This window comes from Sphingomonas pseudosanguinis (genome assembly GCF_052056765.1).
Classification (GTDB): domain Bacteria; phylum Pseudomonadota; class Alphaproteobacteria; order Sphingomonadales; family Sphingomonadaceae; genus Sphingomonas; species Sphingomonas pseudosanguinis.
Window position 1 is genome coordinate 2,201,864 of record NZ_CP189888.1, and the last position, 16,883, is coordinate 2,218,746.

General features: G+C 68.4%; 12 protein-coding genes. 6 read left to right on the plus strand and 6 right to left on the minus strand.

Features of this window, described 5'->3' with window-relative positions:
• Positions 1-32: 32 nt before the first annotated feature.
• Complete coding sequence (gene mprF / locus ACQHGV_RS09945; protein WP_440978071.1) at positions 33-2,615, minus strand: bifunctional lysylphosphatidylglycerol flippase/synthetase MprF; 2,583 nt, start codon at positions 2,613-2,615, stop codon at positions 33-35.
• A gap of 270 nt (positions 2,616-2,885) precedes the next feature.
• Between mprF and ACQHGV_RS09950 the strand changes: the two genes are divergently transcribed.
• The 3 genes from ACQHGV_RS09950 to ACQHGV_RS09960 all read left to right on the plus strand — a co-directional run bounded on the left by ACQHGV_RS09950 (position 2,886) and on the right by ACQHGV_RS09960 (position 5,378).
• A complete protein-coding gene (locus ACQHGV_RS09950; RefSeq protein ID WP_440978072.1) occupies positions 2,886-3,371 on the plus strand; it encodes a hypothetical protein in 486 nt (161 codons plus the stop codon).
• Complete coding sequence (locus tag ACQHGV_RS09955) at positions 3,346-4,035, plus strand: winged helix-turn-helix domain-containing protein (protein ID WP_440978073.1); 690 nt, start codon at positions 3,346-3,348, stop codon at positions 4,033-4,035. The genes ACQHGV_RS09950 and ACQHGV_RS09955 overlap by 26 nt, the downstream gene beginning before the upstream one ends.
• Positions 4,036-4,112: 77 nt before the next feature.
• Positions 4,113-5,378: a sensor histidine kinase gene (locus ACQHGV_RS09960; RefSeq protein WP_440978074.1), complete on the plus strand. Its 1,266-nt coding sequence runs from the start codon at positions 4,113-4,115 to the stop codon at positions 5,376-5,378.
• A 73-nt stretch (positions 5,379-5,451) separates the two neighbouring features.
• Here the strand turns inward: ACQHGV_RS09960 and ACQHGV_RS09965 are convergent, their stop codons facing one another.
• The 3 genes from ACQHGV_RS09965 to ACQHGV_RS09975 form a co-directional block, all read right to left on the minus strand.
• Positions 5,452-5,811 (minus strand): IS1 family transposase, encoded by a 360-nt coding sequence (locus ACQHGV_RS09965; protein ID WP_440978075.1) that lies wholly within the window; start codon positions 5,809-5,811, stop codon positions 5,452-5,454.
• The gene (locus tag ACQHGV_RS09970; protein ID WP_440978076.1) at positions 5,808-6,146 is read right to left on the minus strand and encodes an IS1/IS1595 family N-terminal zinc-binding domain-containing protein; all 339 of its coding nucleotides are present in this window, start codon (positions 6,144-6,146) and stop codon (positions 5,808-5,810) included. The genes ACQHGV_RS09965 and ACQHGV_RS09970 overlap by 4 nt, the downstream gene beginning before the upstream one ends.
• A gap of 159 nt (positions 6,147-6,305) precedes the next feature.
• A complete protein-coding gene (locus ACQHGV_RS09975) occupies positions 6,306-9,605 on the minus strand; it encodes a glycosyltransferase (protein ID WP_440978077.1) in 3,300 nt (1,099 codons plus the stop codon).
• Positions 9,606-9,793: 188 nt separating this feature from the next.
• Here ACQHGV_RS09975 and ACQHGV_RS09980 point away from each other — a divergent pair, with 188 nt between their 5' ends.
• Positions 9,794-10,576: an AcvB/VirJ family lysyl-phosphatidylglycerol hydrolase gene (locus tag ACQHGV_RS09980; RefSeq protein ID WP_440978078.1), complete on the plus strand. Its 783-nt coding sequence runs from the start codon at positions 9,794-9,796 to the stop codon at positions 10,574-10,576.
• Here ACQHGV_RS09980 and ACQHGV_RS09985 read toward each other — a convergent pair.
• Positions 10,566-12,245: an alkaline phosphatase D family protein gene (locus ACQHGV_RS09985; protein WP_440978079.1), complete on the minus strand. Its 1,680-nt coding sequence runs from the start codon at positions 12,243-12,245 to the stop codon at positions 10,566-10,568. The two genes, ACQHGV_RS09980 and ACQHGV_RS09985, sit on opposite strands and share 11 nt — an antisense overlap.
• Before the next feature lie 184 nt (positions 12,246-12,429).
• On the opposite strand from ACQHGV_RS09985, the gene ACQHGV_RS09990 reads away from it, so the two are divergent.
• Both ACQHGV_RS09990 and ACQHGV_RS09995 read left to right on the plus strand, forming a co-directional pair.
• Positions 12,430-14,862: a TonB-dependent receptor gene (locus ACQHGV_RS09990; protein ID WP_440978080.1), complete on the plus strand. Its 2,433-nt coding sequence runs from the start codon at positions 12,430-12,432 to the stop codon at positions 14,860-14,862.
• 109 nt (positions 14,863-14,971) lie between these two features.
• Positions 14,972-15,850, plus strand: a complete 879-nt coding sequence (locus tag ACQHGV_RS09995) for a cell wall hydrolase (RefSeq protein WP_440978081.1) — start codon at positions 14,972-14,974, stop codon at positions 15,848-15,850.
• 321 nt (positions 15,851-16,171) lie between these two features.
• Here the strand turns inward: ACQHGV_RS09995 and ACQHGV_RS10000 are convergent, their stop codons facing one another.
• Positions 16,172-16,870, minus strand: coding sequence for an HAD family hydrolase (locus tag ACQHGV_RS10000; RefSeq protein ID WP_409788065.1), 699 nt, complete (start codon positions 16,868-16,870; stop codon positions 16,172-16,174).
• Between the last annotated feature and the right edge of the window lie 13 nt (positions 16,871-16,883).

Below are 16,883 nucleotides of genomic sequence, written 5' to 3' on the forward strand. Positions count from 1 at the left end.
GCATGGTTCCCCTCCCCTTACAGGGGAGGAATTCAAGAAGGCTCACCCCCATCGGCGATCAGCGCGTTCAGGTCGCGCAGCGCCTTGACCAGCCCCAGCCCCCCGGGCCCGGCGATGTAGCGCGGCGCCCATTCCGGCTGGAACTTCTCCTTATAAGCGCGCAGACCGCGAAAGCCGTAAAAGCGCTCGCCATGCCGGAATACCAGCGCCGCGATCTTGGCCCAGGTGGGGGCCATCCGCCGCCCGCCGACGCCCGACAGCGGCGCCAGCCCGAGGGCGAAGCGGGCATAGCCCTGCGCCTGCCCCCACAGCATCAGCTCGACGAACAGATAATCCATGACGCCGCCGGGCGCGTCCTCGACATGGCGCATCAGGTCGACCGACAGCTCGCGCCGCTCGCCGGCCTTCCACAGATTGGCGAAGGCGACGATCCGCTCTTCGACGCGCACCACCGCACAATCGGTCAGCACCAGATAGTCGGGATCGAAGCGGCCGAGGCTGAACCCCTTCTCGCCATGCCCCTTGGCCAGCAGCCAGTCGTCGGACACCGCCTGCAATTCGGGCAGGATCGCCGGCACCTCGGCGGCGGGAAGAATCGCGAAACTCGCATTCTCGCGCGTGCGGAACCGGTTGAGCGTCTGGCGAAGCCCGCGCATGCGCCCGCCCTCCAGTGCGAAGCGGCTGAGGTCGATCAAAGCCTCCTCGCCATATTTGATGATCTGCAGCCCCATCTCGATCGCGATTTCGAGGCAATCGGGGGTGATCTGATACAGCATCAGCCGCCCTTGCGCGGCGTCGGCCAGCGAGCGGAGCTGCCAGAGCAGATCGGCCCAGGCCGGGCGCAGGCCGACCGGATCGCCCATCGCGATCCAGCTGCTGCCCCGCACCTGATACATGACGAAGGCGTCGCCCTCCGGCGAGAACAGGAACCGCTTGTCGCCCAGCAACGCCAGTGACGCGTCGGTCCGCTCGGCCTGTTCGACCACGCCCAGCACCTGCGCGATCGGGGGATGGTCGGCCTCGCCCTGCGGTGCGGCGAGGAACAGCCGCCACAGCCCGGCCCCGGCCAGCATCACCGCCACGCCCAGCCCCGCACGCAGGAAGCGCGAGGCATCGTCGGACAGCGCGAACCGCCACCACAGCGATTCCTGATAGTCGACATGCTTATAGGCGAAGAAGCCGATCCATCCGGTGCCGACGATCACCACCGCCACGCTGAACAGCCAAGTGGGCGACAGCGGGCGCGCGACGAGCGAAGTGCGCCGGTAAAAGCCCTTGCGGCTCGCCTGGAGCAGCAGCGCGATCGTCAGGCAGACCGCCGCTTCCTCATAATCAATGCCCTTGGCGAGCGAGAAGACCGCGCCCGCCACCAGCAGCGCGCGCGCCGCCAGGCTGGCCCCGTCGAGCCGGCGGTATAGGCCCGGCGCGAGCAGCAAGAGGCCGGTGCCGACCAGGCTGGCGGCGAAATGCGACGCCTCGATAAAGGGCAGCGGGACGATATGGACCAGCTGATGCACGCGCTGCGGAATGGCGGGCAGCGAGCCCGACAGCAGCAGGATCGCACCGCCCCCGAAACAGGCCGCCGCCAGGATCGTCGGCGCGATGCCCAGCAGCACGCGACGAATGTCGCGCAAAGCCTTGATCGGCCGCCGCCGCGCCTCGTCCCAGGCCAGCAAGCCGATGCCGAGCGCCAGCGGCATCAGATAATAGAGGACGCGATAGGCGATCAGCGCGGCGAACAACGCGGTCCGGTCCACCGGCACGGTGGCGAGGACCACCGCCTCGAACACGCCGATGCCGCCGGGCACATGGCTGATCAACGCCACGATGATCGCGAGCGCATAAGCGAGCACGAAGGCGGGCAGCAGCGCGGGCGAGGCGCCGGGCAGCAGGACGAACAGCGCGGCACTGGCGCAGGCGAGGTCGAGCGTGGCGATGCCGATCTGCGCCATTGCCTGCCTCGGCGTCGGCAAGGGTACGCTCCAGGCGCGCCAGCCGATCCGCTTGCCGGGCCGCAGCGCGCACAACAGGATCAGCAGCAGCGCGCCCGCGACCACCGCCGCCCCCAGCACGCGCACGACATCCTGGCCAAGGACCAGCGCGTCGAGCGTGACCGCACCGTCATGCAGGACCAGCCCGATGCCGGTCACGGTGAACACCCCGAACCAGAAGGTCGCGCTGGCGATCGCGACCACTCGCGCGATGTCCGGCCCGTCCAGCCCGGCGGCGGCATAGACACGGTAACGCGCCGACCCGCCGGTCAGCAGCGCCAGCCCCAGATTATGGCTGAGCGTATAGCTGGTGAAGGACGCCATCGCCGCCGTCCGCCAGCGCAGCGGCCGCCCGATGACGCGCAGCGCGATGACGTCATAGAAGGTCAGCGCGATATAGCTGGCGACGGTCAGCAGGACCGACAGCGCGATCTGGCGCGGATCGATCGCGTAGAAGGCGGCCCGGACATCGGCCAGCCGCACCTGCCGCGTCAGATGGTGCAGCGCCGACAGGCCCAGCGCGACCAGCAGGACGACCGCCCCGACCGCCAGATAGCCGCGACGGGCCTGCGCATAGGCGACGATCCGCGCCATCCAGCCCGTGCGAGCGGCCTGCTCAACCATGCGACACGCCCGCCATCATAGGGCGGGTCGCTGTCCATGATCCTGCCGGTATTCCGACCGCTGCCAACCCCGTCATCGCCACGCCTCTCACCCGCTTCGCCACCCCCCGGCAAAGCCATGCGCCCGGCCATAGGACCGCCACGGCGGTCGAGGCATTTCGGCCGCATGACAAGTTCGTCATCCGCCATGGACCGACCATGATGACAGAAGCGTCATGCATCGCCCACGCTTCGCTCAGGTGACGTCGGGTACAACCATCAGTGTGAAAGGATGGATGATGCCCGCCGTGACCGCCAAGCGATCGTCGCACCGCGCCGCCCGCCCGCTGCGCCCGTGAAGGGACTGCGGCTCGTCGGCTGGAGCGCGGGCAGCGCGGCGCTGCTCGGCGGGGCGGCCATCGCGATGCTGGTCGGGCATATGCCGCTCCACGCCGGTGGCCGGCAGAAGCCGACCCTATATGGTGCGACCTTCGCACCCCTGGGCGGCGACCGGCCGGGGCTGGTCGTGACCAGCCTGCGCAGCCATGCCGAGGATGCGCCCGCGGCCTTCGCAGAGCCGCCGCTCCGGGTCGGCGACACCGTCCTGGCGATCGACGACCAACCCGCCATGTCCTTCGGCCAGCTGCGGGACGAGGCCGCCCGCCACGCCAATTCTCCCGTTCGCCTGCGCGTCGCGCGTGACCATGGCCTGGTCACGATCACGCTGCTAAGGACCGGTCCGGGAGGACTTCGTGGCCAACAGGATCTTATTGATTGAGGATGATCGCTCGACGGCGGATTACATCGCCAACGGGCTGCGGGAAGAAGGTTTCCTCGTCGATCATGCCGCCAACGGCCGTGACGGCCTGTTCCATGCGACCGATGGCAGTTACGACTGCATCATCCTCGACCGGATGCTGCCCGGCATGGACGGCATGGCGGCGCTGGCCGCGATCCGTGCCGCCGGGATCACCTCGCCGGTCCTGATCCTGTCCGCCCTCTCCTCGCCCGAGGACCGGGTCGCGGGGCTGACATCCGGGTCGGACGATTATCTGACCAAGCCCTTCGTCTTCGCCGAACTGCTCGCCCGGGTCCGCCTGCTGATCCGGCGGGGTGGCGTGACCACCAACGCGCCGCAGACCAAGCTGGTGTGCGACGATCTGGAGATGGACCTGCTCGCCCACCGCGTGCGCCGCGCGGGCAAGGCGATCGATCTGCAACCGCGCGAATACCGGCTACTGGAATTCCTGCTCCAGCATGTCGACCAGGTCGTGACGCGCACCATGTTGCTGGAGGGCGTGTGGGATTTCCATTTCGATCCCAACACCAACGTCACCGACGTGCATATCAGCCGGCTGCGCAAGAAGATCGACGAGGGCTTCGCCCGGCCGCTGCTCCATACGGTGCGCGGCTCGGGCTATAAGCTGGGGATCGAGAAATAGCGCCCGGCGTCCTCCGCTCGACCACGCTGCGCTTCGCGCTGCTGGTCTTCGCGCTGCAACTGGTCGGTGCAGGCGCGATGGTGGCGACCGTCCGCCATCTGACGCGCAGCGAGATCGCCGACCAGGCCGAGGACGCGGCCAGCGACCTGCGCGACGAACTGTCGGGCGTCTGGCTGGCCGGCGGACGCGAGGCGGTGCGCCAGGCGGTCGTGCGGCGGCTGACCACCGACCGGGTTCCGCTGTCGGTGATCCTGCTGACCGATCCGCAAGGCCGCTTTGTCACCGGCAATATCGCCGAGTGGCCGCCCAACGTGCCGCTGCCCGGTGCCGCGACGATCGAGATCTTCCGCATCGGCCATTCGCAGCCCGAACGCATGCGCGTGCTGTCGGTGCGCCTGCCCGATGGATCGCGGATGCTGGCGGGCCATGTCGTCGAGAGCGAATTGCGCGTCGCGCGCGCGATGGAAGAGGCAATGGCGGTCGGCATGGCGGCGGCGATCATTCTCGCCGCGCTCGCCGCCTGGATCGCGGCACGGATGATCGAACGCCGGCTGGAGGATACGGTCGCGACCGCGCATGCGGTGGCGGCGGGCGACCTGTCGCGCCGGGTCATTCCCAAAGGCGGCGATGACGCCTTCGACGCGCTGGCGCAGGCGGTCAATGCGATGCTCGACCGGATCGCGCTGCTGATGACCGAACTCAAGATCGCGACCGACGGGCTGGCGCATGACCTGCGCTCTCCCCTCACCCGCCTGCGCGCCACGCTGGAGCGTGCGCTGGCCGATTGCCCGGACGAGACGGCACGGGCCGGCGTCGTCCGCGCGCTGGACGAGGGCGACCGGCTGCTGGCGATGCTCGACACCGCGCTGCGCATCAGCCGCGCCGAGGCGGGGCTGGGCCGCGACGCCTTTGTCGAGGCCGATCTGGCGGCGATGGCGCGTGATGTGGCCGACATGTTCGAGCCGCTGGCCGAGGATCGCGGCATGACCATCCGCGCGGAGGCGCCCGAGACGCTGGTCGCGCTGGTCCACCGCGAGCTGCTGGGTCAGGCGATTGCCAATCTGGTCGACAATGCGCTGAAATATGGGTCGGGCGCGGTGACGATCCGGGTCGAGGCGGGGCCGGTGCTGAGCGTCGCCGATGACGGCCCCGGCATCCCGCCCGACCGCCGCGAGGAGGCGCTCAAGCGCTTCGGGCGGCTGGACGCGGCGCGGACGGAGAGCGGTGCGGGGCTGGGCCTGTCGCTCGCCAGCGCGGTGGCGCATCTGCATGGCGGCACGCTGTCGCTGGAGGATCATGCGCCGGGGTTGGTGGTGCGGTTGGACTTAGGGGGGCGGGGCTGAGGGGTGCCCCCGCTGGCAGCGACACCCCTCCGTCAGGGCTTTGCCCTGCCACCTCCCCTTACAGGGGGAGTGTTCACTTTGAACTCTGCAAGCGTTTTCTGGCGAGGAAGATGTCGAGGGTGACCTCGAGTATGTGCTGGGTCTTGGAGGCGCGTTTGGTTCGTCGGTTGAAGCGGGCCAGCATGTCGCGGAACGAGGCGTTGGATGATTCGATTAGATGCGTCTGCGCCTTGGTTTGCTGGTGAGGTTCGGGCGCGCCGATCCGCTTGAAGGCGAGGTGGTAGCAGGAGTTGGCGTCGGTGAAGATGGCGCTGATCTGGCCGACGGCGGCCTTGGCCAGGGTGTAGATGGCGGTCGCGCTTCTGACACCGGCATCACCCACATGATAGGCGATGACGCGCCGGTGCCGGCGGCTGTACGCCGTCCAGATCACCGCTCGCTGCCGTTTTTTTGAATGTAGGTGTAGATCTCGTCCATCTCGATCACGTCGGCCGCCCCGGTGTCGAGCGGGGCGGCATCCGCAAGCTTGTCCTGCAGCACCGCATGCTCCTTGGCGATCCACTTGAGCACCGCCGCTGGCGATGCACCCAGCACACGGCCGATCGCCCGGATGCCCATGCTGTTCATGTACATCTCGATCGCCATCGCCTTGGTCTGGGCACTGAACTTGGGCTGGCTGTCGGTGCAGTATCGACCACAGGCCCGGCACACATAGCGCTGATGGCCCGACTTCCATCCCCGCTTGATCAGGTCCGTTCCCTCACACACCGGACATCGCATGCTATCCTCCTTGTCCCAAATCACCAGAACGAAGAAGAACCCGAAAAGCAGCCATGGTGAACAGTCCCCCTGCAAGGGGAGGAAACATGTCCCTCCTCCGTTCCGCCTGAGCGAAGTCGAAGGCCAAGCCCCGACATTCGCCCCGGATCACGCCGCGACGTTGCCCGTCCGCTCCAGCTTGCCCCAGCCGACGATCCACCCGCCGATCGCCGAGGCGATGGCGCGGATCACGACCCAGTACATGATCTGGCGATAGACCAGCCGCTGCGCGACCAGCAGATGCGCGGGATAGCGGACGCGGTTGCCGTCCAGCCGGTAGGCCAGCCACCCACACAGCACGTCGACCGAGGTGAAGATCAGCCAATAGGCCGCCATCTGCCATACATCGGTGCTGGTCTGTGCCCAGCCATGCTGGCTGACACGCACCGCCGTGCCGACTACCGACAGGATCAGCGACAGGTCGATCAGCGGCGAGATCGCGGCGAACAGGATCTGGAACAGCCATGCCTGGGGCAGGCCGATCCGCGCCAGGCCGGCGGGCTTACCGGTGCGGATCACCGCGCGGTGCTTCCACAGGCATTGCAGCGTCCCGAACGCCCAGCGGTAACGCTGCTTGGCGAGCGCCTTGAAGCTCTCGGGCGCTTCGGTCCAGGCGACCGCGCGCGGATCGTAGGTGACGCGCCAGCCGGCCCGCTGGATGGCAATGGTCAGGTCCTGATCCTCGGCCAGCGTATCCTCGGGATAGCCGCCTACCGCATCCAGCGCGGCGCGCCGCCATGCGCCGACCGCGCCGGGCACCACCGTCATCGCATCGAACCCGGCCAATGCGCGGCGTTCGAGATTCTGCGCCGTGATATATTCGACCGCCTGCCAGCGGGTAACCAGATTGACCCGGTTGCCCACCCGCGCATCGCCCGCCACCGCGCCCAGCTTCGGATCGGCGAACCAGCGGGCGAGCTTAGCGATCGTCTCCGGCTCGAACTGGGTATCGGCGTCGAGCGCGATCAGCACCTCGCCGGTCGCGTCCTTCAGCGCGCGGTTCAGCGCCGCCGCCTTGCCGCCATTGATCAGGGTCAGCAACTGCACGCGCGGATCGCCCGCGAAGGTGTCGCGCACCACCGCGCTCGTTCCGTCCTTCGACCCGTCATCGACGACGATGACCTGCAATCCCGGATAGTCGCTGGCGAGCACGCGGGCCACCGACTGGGCGATCACCCGCTCCTCGTTGAAGGCGGGGATGATGACCGAGACGCTGGGGGTATATTCGGGCGGCACGGGCTTGGACTTGCGGCCCTGGAACCAGGCCAGCGCCGCCATCACCACCGCGCGCGCGATGCCCAGCGCGATCGCCAGATAGAAGATCCAGGCCAGCGCCTTGGACAGGAAGGCGAGCGCCACGAAGATCGCGACATCGGTCCGCACCGCCAGCAGGTCGCGGCCCTTGACCAGCGGCATCGCCTGATCGCGGCTGACCCCGACCAGTTGCGAGGCGGGAACGAAGCGATAGCCCTCGGCGCGCAGCGTCTCGATGATGCGCGGCAACGCGTCGACGGTCTGCTGCCGGTCGCCGCCGCCATCGTGGAGCAGGACGACATTGGCCGAATTGTCGGACGTCGCGCCGTGCACCTGGTCGATCACCTGCTGGACGATCTCGTCGGTGCCCGGCCGCTGCCAGTCATTGGGATCGACGTGGAGGCCGACGACCGTATAGCCCAGATTCTGCGCGAGCAGCGCCGGGCCGATCTCGTCGCCCGTCGTCGGCTCGGCATCGCCGAAATAGGGCGCGCGGAACAGCGTCGTCGAGCGGCCGGTATAGGCCTGGATCAGCCGCTGGGTCGCGTTCAGTTCCAGCTTGGTCGTACGCTCGCCCGTGGTCGCCAGATTGGGGTGGGTATAGCTGTGATTGCCCAGCTCGCTGCCATCGGCGACGATCCGGCGCAGCAATTGCGGATGCTCCAGCGCATTCTCGCCGATAACGAAGAAGGTCGCGGGCACATGCTCGCGCTCCAGCACGTCGAGGATCTTGGGCGTCCACACCGCGTCGGGGCCATCGTCGAAGGTCAGCGCCAGCGTCTTGGGGACGGCGCCCGCGCGCTGCACGACATAGGGCGTCGGATAGGCCTGATAGACCTCGTTCCGGATCACCGCATCCTTGTCATATTGCAGCGCGCGGCGGCCATCGGTCGGCTGTGCGGTGATGCGCAGGATTTCGCCCGGCCCCTCGACATCGACGTTCAGCGGCTGCGCGATGGTGTTCAGCCGGGGGATGACGCCGGGCTTCGTGCTGCGAAAGGCGGCGAAGTCGTTCCACAGGCCGGGGTCCTCGGTGCCCAGCCGCCAGAAGGCGATGTCGTCGATCCCCAGCCGCTTGAGCGCCTGCAACTGGTTCCAGCTGGTGGCGGCGTCGAGCATCCAGACGGCATGATGCTCGCCATTCTCGTCATAGGCGAAACCGGCATTGCCGCTGGCCGGGTCGAAGCTGATCTTCGCCTGGCTGTCGTGCGCGATCAGCCACGCCTCTTCGATCGACAGCGCGTCGGCGCCCTGCCCGTGCCAGTCATAGGCATAGCTGCCCAGCGCGACGATCAGGCGGTCGCGGCCGACCCGGCGGATGGCGTCCTCGACCGCGTGGAGGAACCAGGGTTGCGAGGCGATCGGCCCCGCGCTGCCGGTTTCCCAATGCTCGTCATAGGCCATCAGCATGACCCGGTCGACGACCTTGGCCAGCCGGCCGAGCTGCCAGCTCTCGTCATCGGCGGGCACCGTCACCGACAGTTCGGCGCCCTTGGGCAGGTGCGCCTTGATCCGCTGGAGCAGCCGGGGATAGCCCGCCATGGCGCTGGCCGGCAGGTTCTCGAAGTCGATGACCAGACCCGATTGCCGGTTGGCGGTGACCGACTCGCCAAGCTGCGTCGCCAGCCGTTCGGACGCGGCCGGATTGGCGATGATCCGCGCGATCGCGTCGCCATCCCAGTGATCCTCGGCCAGGTTCTGCACCATCGGCAGCAGACGGGGCGGCTTGGCGACGCCCGACAACAGGCTGGCCAGCTTGGGGTCGTTGTTGACCTGCAACTGCCCCTTCGGCCCCGTCACGTTCATCAACGCGGGCACCAGCCAGTCGATCTGGCGCATATGCGCGTGGAGCGAGGCGAGGCCCGCCTCGTCGCCGGGCTGATAGAAGGCGACGGTCAGCGGAGTGTGCGACGGCGCCGCCGCCTTGCGCGGCAGCCAGTCGCCGCGCCGCCCCTTCAACTGCGCGGTCGGCTCCAGCGTCATCGCCTGTCGCCGCGCGAAGGGCAGCGGCAACAGGCCCGAACGCGGCACCGCGACCAGCGTCGTGGCGAAGGCGATCGCCGCGATCACCACCGCCAGGATCATGACCGCGACGGACCGCCGCGCCCAGGCGCCCCGCCGTCCGGTCGGGTCGAAGAAGATCGGGTTGGTCACAGTCATAATCCCCGGAAGTAACAACGCTGCACAGGCGGGCCGCTGGCGTGCCCCGGCTCCACCATCCCCCGATGGCAGAGGCCGCGCGACGGGCGCGTGTGCGCCGCATTACAGATTTTTCATGAGGAGTTCGTGAATCGAACGGCCGGGACGTGGCAGACAGGCCGTCCCCTCTTCCAGGATTGGCCATGGCCGTTCTCTTCTCGCATCTTCGCCGCCGTCGCCGCCGCATCCTGGCGGGACTGATCGGTATCCTGATATTGGCGCCCGCCATCCTGCTGTTCTCGGGCAGCTATTTCGCGCGCGATCCCGTAACCCGATTCCCGGCGCAGGGGCGGCCGCAACCGATCCTCGTCCTGTCCTTCTCGGGGGATATGGGTCTGCACTATGGCACCGGCGGCGTGATCGCGCGGGCGCTGAGCGCGTCGGGCATCGCCGTCACCGGCATCAACTCGCCGGTGCTGTTCCGGGTCGGCCGGACCCGTGCCGAGATCGACGCGATCGTCGCCGACTTCGTCCGTCGCGCCGCGACCGAGGCGGGCGACCGGCGGCTGGTCCTGCTCGGCCAGTCCTACGGCGCGGACATTCTCCAGACCGGGCTGGCGCATCTGCCCGCCGATCTGCGCGCGCGGGTGTCCGCCATCGTGCTGGTCGTGCCGGGCGAGACGGTGTTCTTCCGCTCCGACCCCAGCGGCCTGGCCTATCTGGGCAGGCCCGACAGCATGGGGATCACGACCGCCAGGACGATCGACTGGGCGCCCCTCACCTGCATCTACGGCATCGCGGAGAAGGACAGCCTGTGCCCGCTGCTGAAGGGCGGCCCGGCACGCGTCATCGGCCTGCCGGGCGGGCATTATCTGAACCATGACGATGCCACGCTGGTCTCACAGGTCGAGGCGGCGGTGCGGAGCGATTCCTTCCCCGTCCCGCCAGCGCGGGGGACGGGGAAAGCGCCGGCGGTCAGGCGCTGACGACCGGGGCGATCGGCGCCCGCACGCCGACCTCGGTCCGCCAGGTGGCGGCGCAGGCCTGATCATAGGGTTTGGCGAGCACGGTCGAGACGGTCATGAACCGTGCGGTCGCCGCCTCGCGGGTCAGAGTCAGGTGCAGATAGCCCTTGGCATCCTGATCGCAGAAACGGACGACCTTGGGATTGGCCGCCGCGATCTCGCGCCCGATGCCGGGCATCAGGTCGCCCCAGGACGGGCTGGTGATCGCGGTGCCGCCGAACTCGGCGGCGACCAGATTGCCCTTGGCATCGTACAGGTCGTTGGCCCAGGCGGCATGGCTGTCGCCCGACACCACCACCGGATGGCTGCCCGCCCGCGCAAAGGCCGCGTAGAGCCGCTCGCGCTCGGCCGGATAGCCATCCCAGCTGTCGAAGTTCAGCGGCAGGCCGGCCCGATAGCCCGCCTGCGCTTCTCGCAGATGCGCGCGTTCGCCGTCGCTCAGATTCCGGGTCAGCGTAGCAAAGCCGGCCGGGCCCATCTGTTTTTCGAGGTCGGGGCCGTCGATCCGCGCCATGACCACCTGGCTGCCGATCACCTGCCACGGCCGCCCCGCCTTGACCGAGCCGGTCAGCGTCCGCTCGACCCAGTCCATCTGGCCGGGACCGAGCAGCACACGATCGGGCCGCGCGCGCTCGGCCATCATCGCGGCATATTCGGACGGCTCGGCCGTCTCGCCCTTGGCATGCACCTGTTGCGAGCGGGCGAGCAGCCGCGATTCCAGCATGACGATCGTCGCCAGATCGCCGAAATCGAAGCTGCGATTGATCGCCGCCCAAGGCTGGCCGGGCTTGGGATCGCGGATCGGCATCCATTCGAAATAGGCCTGCATCGCCGCCGCCTTGCGCTTGCCCCAGTCGCCTTCCTGCGCCGGCTGATGATTTTCCGCGCCGCCCACCCAGCCGTCATTGGCGACCTCATGGTCGTCCCAAACGCAGATGAAGGCGGCGCGGGCGTGCGCGGCCTGCATGTCGGGGTCGCGCTTCACCTGGGCATGGCGCTGGCGGTAATCGGCCAGCGAGACGATCTCATGCGCCGGCTCGGGCAGGCGGCCGAGCTGATGGCCGGTCTTGGTGCCATAGCCATCGGCGCCATATTCATAGATGTAATCGCCCAGGTGCAGCACGGCATCCAGCCGCTCGCTCTTCGCGATCGCGTCATATGCATTGTAGAGCCCGCCGGGATAAAGCTGGCAGGAGACGACGGCCAGCACCAAATCCTCGATGCGCCCGCGCGGCAGGGTACGGAACCGGCCCTCGGGCGAGCGTTCGCCAGCCGCCGTCTCGAACCAATAGCGATATTCGCGCCCCGGTCGCAGGCCGGTCACATCGACCTTAGCGGTGAAGTCGCGCGCGGCCCGCGCGGTCACGCGGCCGGTGCGCAGCCCGATCGCATCGCCGCCATCCAGCGCCGCGACATGCCAGGTCAGTGCGATGTCCTGGGCGGCATCGGTCTCGGCCGGGGTCGCGCGGGTCCACAGAATCGCGCCATCGGCGGCGGGATCGCCGCTCGCCACGCCATGCGCGAAGCGGACGGGCGACGGCGCCGCCGCCTCGGCCAGGCCGGCGGGCATGGCCAGCGCCGCCCCGCTTCCCATCAGGGTCATGGCGCGGCGTCGGTTGATCATGGTCATTCTATCGGGTCCTTTCGTCGGCGCGCAGCGCTATCCCCGACCCACGACAGGGCGATGGCGGGTCCATGACGGTTCCGCGACACTTTTCCGCCTATCGTCATCAAGGCGAAACATTCAGGACGCCAATCGGTAATGGCTTCTGCTTAAGCGGCGCCGACACACGGATAATTTCGGGGGGAAATCCATGATCACCACGCTGCGCCGCCTGACGGTGGCCACGCTGCTGGCCGGCCTGTCGCAGGCCGCCATCATCCAGTCGGCCCATGCCCAGGCCATGATCCAGCCGCAGGACGGCCCGCGCGACGCCGATGACACGGCCGAGGTCATCGTCACCGCGCAGAAGCGCGAGCAGCGGATCGCGGACGTGCCGCTGACCGTCTCGGCCGTCACCGGCGCGCGCATGGCCAATCTGGGCGTCAACTCGCTGGCCGAAGTGGCGCAATATATTCCCGGCCTTCAGATCCAAGAACAGAGCGCGAATAACCCCGGCTTCGTGATCCGTGGCATCACCTCGGACTCCGGCTCGGCGCAGCAGGGCGCGCGCGTCACCCTCTATTACAACGGCATCGACATCAGCCGGACGCGCGGCGCCTATCAGGACCTGTTCGACATAGAGCGGATCGAAGTGGCCAAGGGGCCGCAGGCGACGCTGTTCGGTACCGCCGCGGCGGTCGGCGCGATCAGCATCATCTCGGCCCGCCCCCAACCCGGCACCGATGCCGGGATCGTCGCCTCCTATGGCAATTTCAACCGGACCCAGGTGTCGGGCTATCTGAACGCCGGCAACGAGACGCTCGCCGGCCGATTGGCGTTCGCATACAAATATCGCGACGGCTATGTCAGCAACATCGCGGGCGATCCCGATGTCGCCAACCAGAATCAGGGGCGCGTCGACCAGGACGATCTGAACGGCCAGGACCAGCGCGGCCTGCGCGGATCGCTGCGCTGGCGGCCCAACGGTTCGGTCACCGCCGATCTGGTGCTGACCTATGACGGACAGCGCAACCCCGGCACCGCGTTCAAGAGCCGCGCCTTCGCCCCCACCGGCGGGCAGACCGGCGATTTCGGCTATGCCGAGCTGTCGGGCTCACCCTTCTCCGCCGAGATACTGGGCGCGCGCAAGCTGGGGCTGCACCGCGACGTCTATGATGCCAATCTGACGGTCGCGGTCGATGTCGCGCCGGGCATCACCTTCACCACGGTCAACGGCTATCGCCGGTTCGATTCGCGCGAAGTGTTCGACGCCGATGGCGGCCCCGCCTGGTATCTGGAGTTCGGCGAGGATGCCAAGGGCGACCAGTGGAGCCATGAGAGCCGCTTCGCCTTCGATGGCCCGAAGTACCGCGCCTCGTTCGGCTGGAACGCCTTTTTCGAAAATGGCCAGCAGCGCGTGCCCTTCTCCACCGAGGAAGGCACCTATCTCGCCTGCTCGGTCACGCCCGACTTCGCCGCCGTCCGCCAGTTGCTGAATTCGGTCGGCATCCCGACCGGCACCGCCTGCGTCGCCGCCAACGGCACGATCCCCGCGACCCGCGCCACCGCCATCCTGTCGCGCGGTGCGCTGGCCAGCCTGCCCTACAGCGCCAGCTTCGCCAATTACGGCAATAACGACACCTATTCGGTCTTCGGCGACGCCACCTGGATTCCGACGCCCGCGCTGGAGCTGACCGCCGGCGCACGCGTCCTGATCGAGGATCGCCAGTCGGGTTACAGCTCGGTCATGCCCGACAGCCGGTTGCTGGCGGGCGCGGGCATCTTCACCAGCCTGCTGGGGGCCGCCAATACCAAGGGGCAGAAGTTCGAGGCGCAGCGCAGCTATGCCGCCTTCCTGCCGCGCTTCAACGCGCTCTACCGGGTCAGCGACGCGGTCAATCTCTATGCCACGGTCAGCAAGGGCCGCCGCTCGCCCGTCGTCCAGCTGGAGGGCCGCCGGATCGTGCCGCTCAGCGTCGCCAATTCGGGCGCCATCCCCCGGCTACAGATCGTGCCGGAAGAAAATGTCTGGAATTACGAGGGCGGCATCAAGGGGCGGGTCGGTCCGTTCACCGGCGCGGCGTCGGTGTTCTATCAGCGGTACAAGGGCTTCCAGGTGTCAGTGATCGAAAATGGTGCGACCGTCACGCGCAGCGCCGGCTCGGCCAATAATCTGGGGGTCGAGCTGGAGGGCAATCTGGTGGTCCATCGCTGGCTCAGCCTGTTCGCGACTTTCGCCTATATCGATGGCGGCATCGCCGACGATCCCGCCAATGGCGTTTTCGCGGGCAACCGCTTCCGCCTGCAACCCGACACCACCGCCTCGGGCGGCGTGACGCTGCGCGTGCCGGTGGGATCGTCGGCAACCTTCTATGCGACGCCAAGCGTCACCTATCGCTCCAAGGTGTTCTTCGAACTGCCCAACCGCGATGCGATTTCGCAAGGCGGCTATACGCTGGTGAACCTGCGTGCCGGCATGGAGTTCGGCGACCAGGGCCGCTTCCATATCGGCGGCTTCGCGCGCAACCTGACCAATGCGCGCTATCTGATCGATGCGGGCAATACCGGGGGCAGCTTCGGCGCGCCGACCTATATCGCGGGCGAGCCGCGCTTCTACGGCGTGGAACTGGGCGCGCGATTCTGATCCGGTCATCGTTGCCGCTTCCGTGACTTAACGGCTTCCTAACCCTGCCCCCGTAGGACCACGGCATCGGTCACGGGGGCAGGACTCGGATATAGTGTGGCGTTGGTGGATGTTGGTGGCGACGCTCGCGATCGCGACATCGTGCACGCCCGTGCACCGGGCGCCGCCGCATGTGACGCTCGACATCCCGCCGCCGACACCGCGCACACTGCTGCGCCAGCTGGCGCTCGACGTTCCCGACGATGTCGTGCCCGGTCGCCCGGTCGCCGACACACGGATTGAAATGGCCGCCGCGCCGGCCTTCAACGGCATCGCCCGCTCGGCGCGTGACGCCGCCCGCGCCGCCGAATGCCTGACCGCCGCCATTTATTACGAGGCCCGGTCCGAACCCGTCGACGGCCAGCGCGCGGTGGCGCAGGTCGTGCTGAACCGCGTCCGCGACCGCGCCTTTCCCAAGAGCATCTGCGGCGTCGTCTATCAGGGGTCGGAGCGCTCCACCGGCTGCCAGTTCAGCTTCACCTGTGACGGATCGATGCTGCACCCGCGCGACCCCGCCGCCTGGGCGCGCGCCGCCGCCGTGGCGCAGGGCGCGCTGGCCGGGCTGGTCTATGCGCCGGTGGGGGCGGCGACCTTCTATCACGCCAATTACGTGCTGCCCTGGTGGGCCTCCAGCCTCAACCGGATCGGGTCGGTCGGCAGCCACATCTTCTACCGCTGGCGCGGTGCGCTGGAACGCGGGCTGTCGTTCCGGCAGGATTATGCGGGGGTGGAGCCGGCGGTTCCGACGCGGATCGCGGCGAGTACCGACATGGCCGTGCCCGAAGCGCTGCACGGCGTGACGATCCATCGCGGCGAACAGGAACGTGCTGCCGCCGCTGCCGCGCCGGTGACGATGGCGGGCGTGCGTATCCACCGCAATGGCGCCGCGCATGATCCGGCCGAGGCGGTGCAGGACGTGATCGTCGGCGAGGAAAGCGACCCGAGCTGATTTCTCCCCCTCCCGTATGTGGGGAAGGAGTATGGCACGTTGCGGGGGCATCGCCCGCGGCCTTTCCCTCCCCCATCCCCTCCCGCCTGCGGGAGGGGCGTGCTTGGGGTGAGGGCGGGGCTTAACGTTCGGTCGTGTCGATCAAGGCGGGCCGGTCGCCCAACCTCACGAGACAACGGAAGCGAGAATGGTCGGCGAGGACCATCTTCTCCCCTCCCGCAGGCGGGAGGGGCCGGGGGAGGGCAAGGTGCCTCGCAGAGACCATCGCCCGTAGATCGCCCTCCCGCTGCGGGACGGACGTGCACGGGGCGATGGCGGAACTCACCCCCCGATTGTGTCGATCCATCCCGGCAGGTCGCCCAGTCTCGCCAAACGGCGGAAGCGGGGATGGTCCATCGGTTCCTCCCCCGCCTCATGGCTCCAGGCGAGTGGTTGCGGGATATAGGCCGCCCACGCCCCCGCCTTCAGTGCCGGCAGCACGTCCGACCGCATCGAATCCCCGGCCATCACCGCCGCCTCGGGCGCGACGCCGTGGCGGTCGAAGATGCGCGCGAATGTGTCGGGCGTCTTGTCGCTGACGATCGCCACATCGGCGAAATGCGCGCCCAGTCCGGACGCGGCCAGCTTGGCCTCCTGATGCAGCAGGTCACCCTTGGTCACCAGCACCAGCCGGCCCCGCTCGGCCAGCGCCGCCATGGTATCGCCGATCCCGTCGAGCAGTTCGACCGGATGCGCCAGCAACTGCCGCCCCGCCTCCAGCAGCCGCGCGATCAGATCGGTGGGCAGCGTCGGCCCGGCCAGTTCCACCGCCGTCTCGATCATCGACAGGGTGAAGCCCTTGGCGCCGTAGCCATAGAGGCGCAGGTTACGCGCCTCGCACGCCTCCAGCGTCGCACGCGCCACCCGCGCCTCGGCAAAGGGGGCGAGCAGGCCGACCAGCGCTTCCTCGGTTTCGACGAAGTGGCGCATATTGTGCCAGAGCGTGTCATCGGCATCGAGACAGATCAGTTCGATCGCCATGGTCCTTCTCCCT

Coding starts and splice junctions, on each gene's coding strand:
- ACQHGV_RS09950 (WP_440978072.1), top strand. CDS start 2,886: ATGGATGATGCCCGCCGTGACCGCCAAGCGATCGTCGCACCGCGCCGC.
- ACQHGV_RS09995 (WP_440978081.1), top strand. CDS start 14,972: ATGTTGGTGGCGACGCTCGCGATCGCGACATCGTGCACGCCCGTGCAC.
- ACQHGV_RS09980 (WP_440978078.1), top strand. CDS start 9,794: ATGGCCGTTCTCTTCTCGCATCTTCGCCGCCGTCGCCGCCGCATCCTG.
- ACQHGV_RS10000 (WP_409788065.1), bottom strand. CDS start 16,870: ATGGCGATCGAACTGATCTGTCTCGATGCCGATGACACGCTCTGGCAC.
- ACQHGV_RS09960 (WP_440978074.1), top strand. CDS start 4,113: ATGGTGGCGACCGTCCGCCATCTGACGCGCAGCGAGATCGCCGACCAG.
- ACQHGV_RS09990 (WP_440978080.1), top strand. CDS start 12,430: ATGATCACCACGCTGCGCCGCCTGACGGTGGCCACGCTGCTGGCCGGC.
- mprF (WP_440978071.1), bottom strand. CDS start 2,615: ATGGTTGAGCAGGCCGCTCGCACGGGCTGGATGGCGCGGATCGTCGCC.
- ACQHGV_RS09985 (WP_440978079.1), bottom strand. CDS start 12,245: ATGACCATGATCAACCGACGCCGCGCCATGACCCTGATGGGAAGCGGG.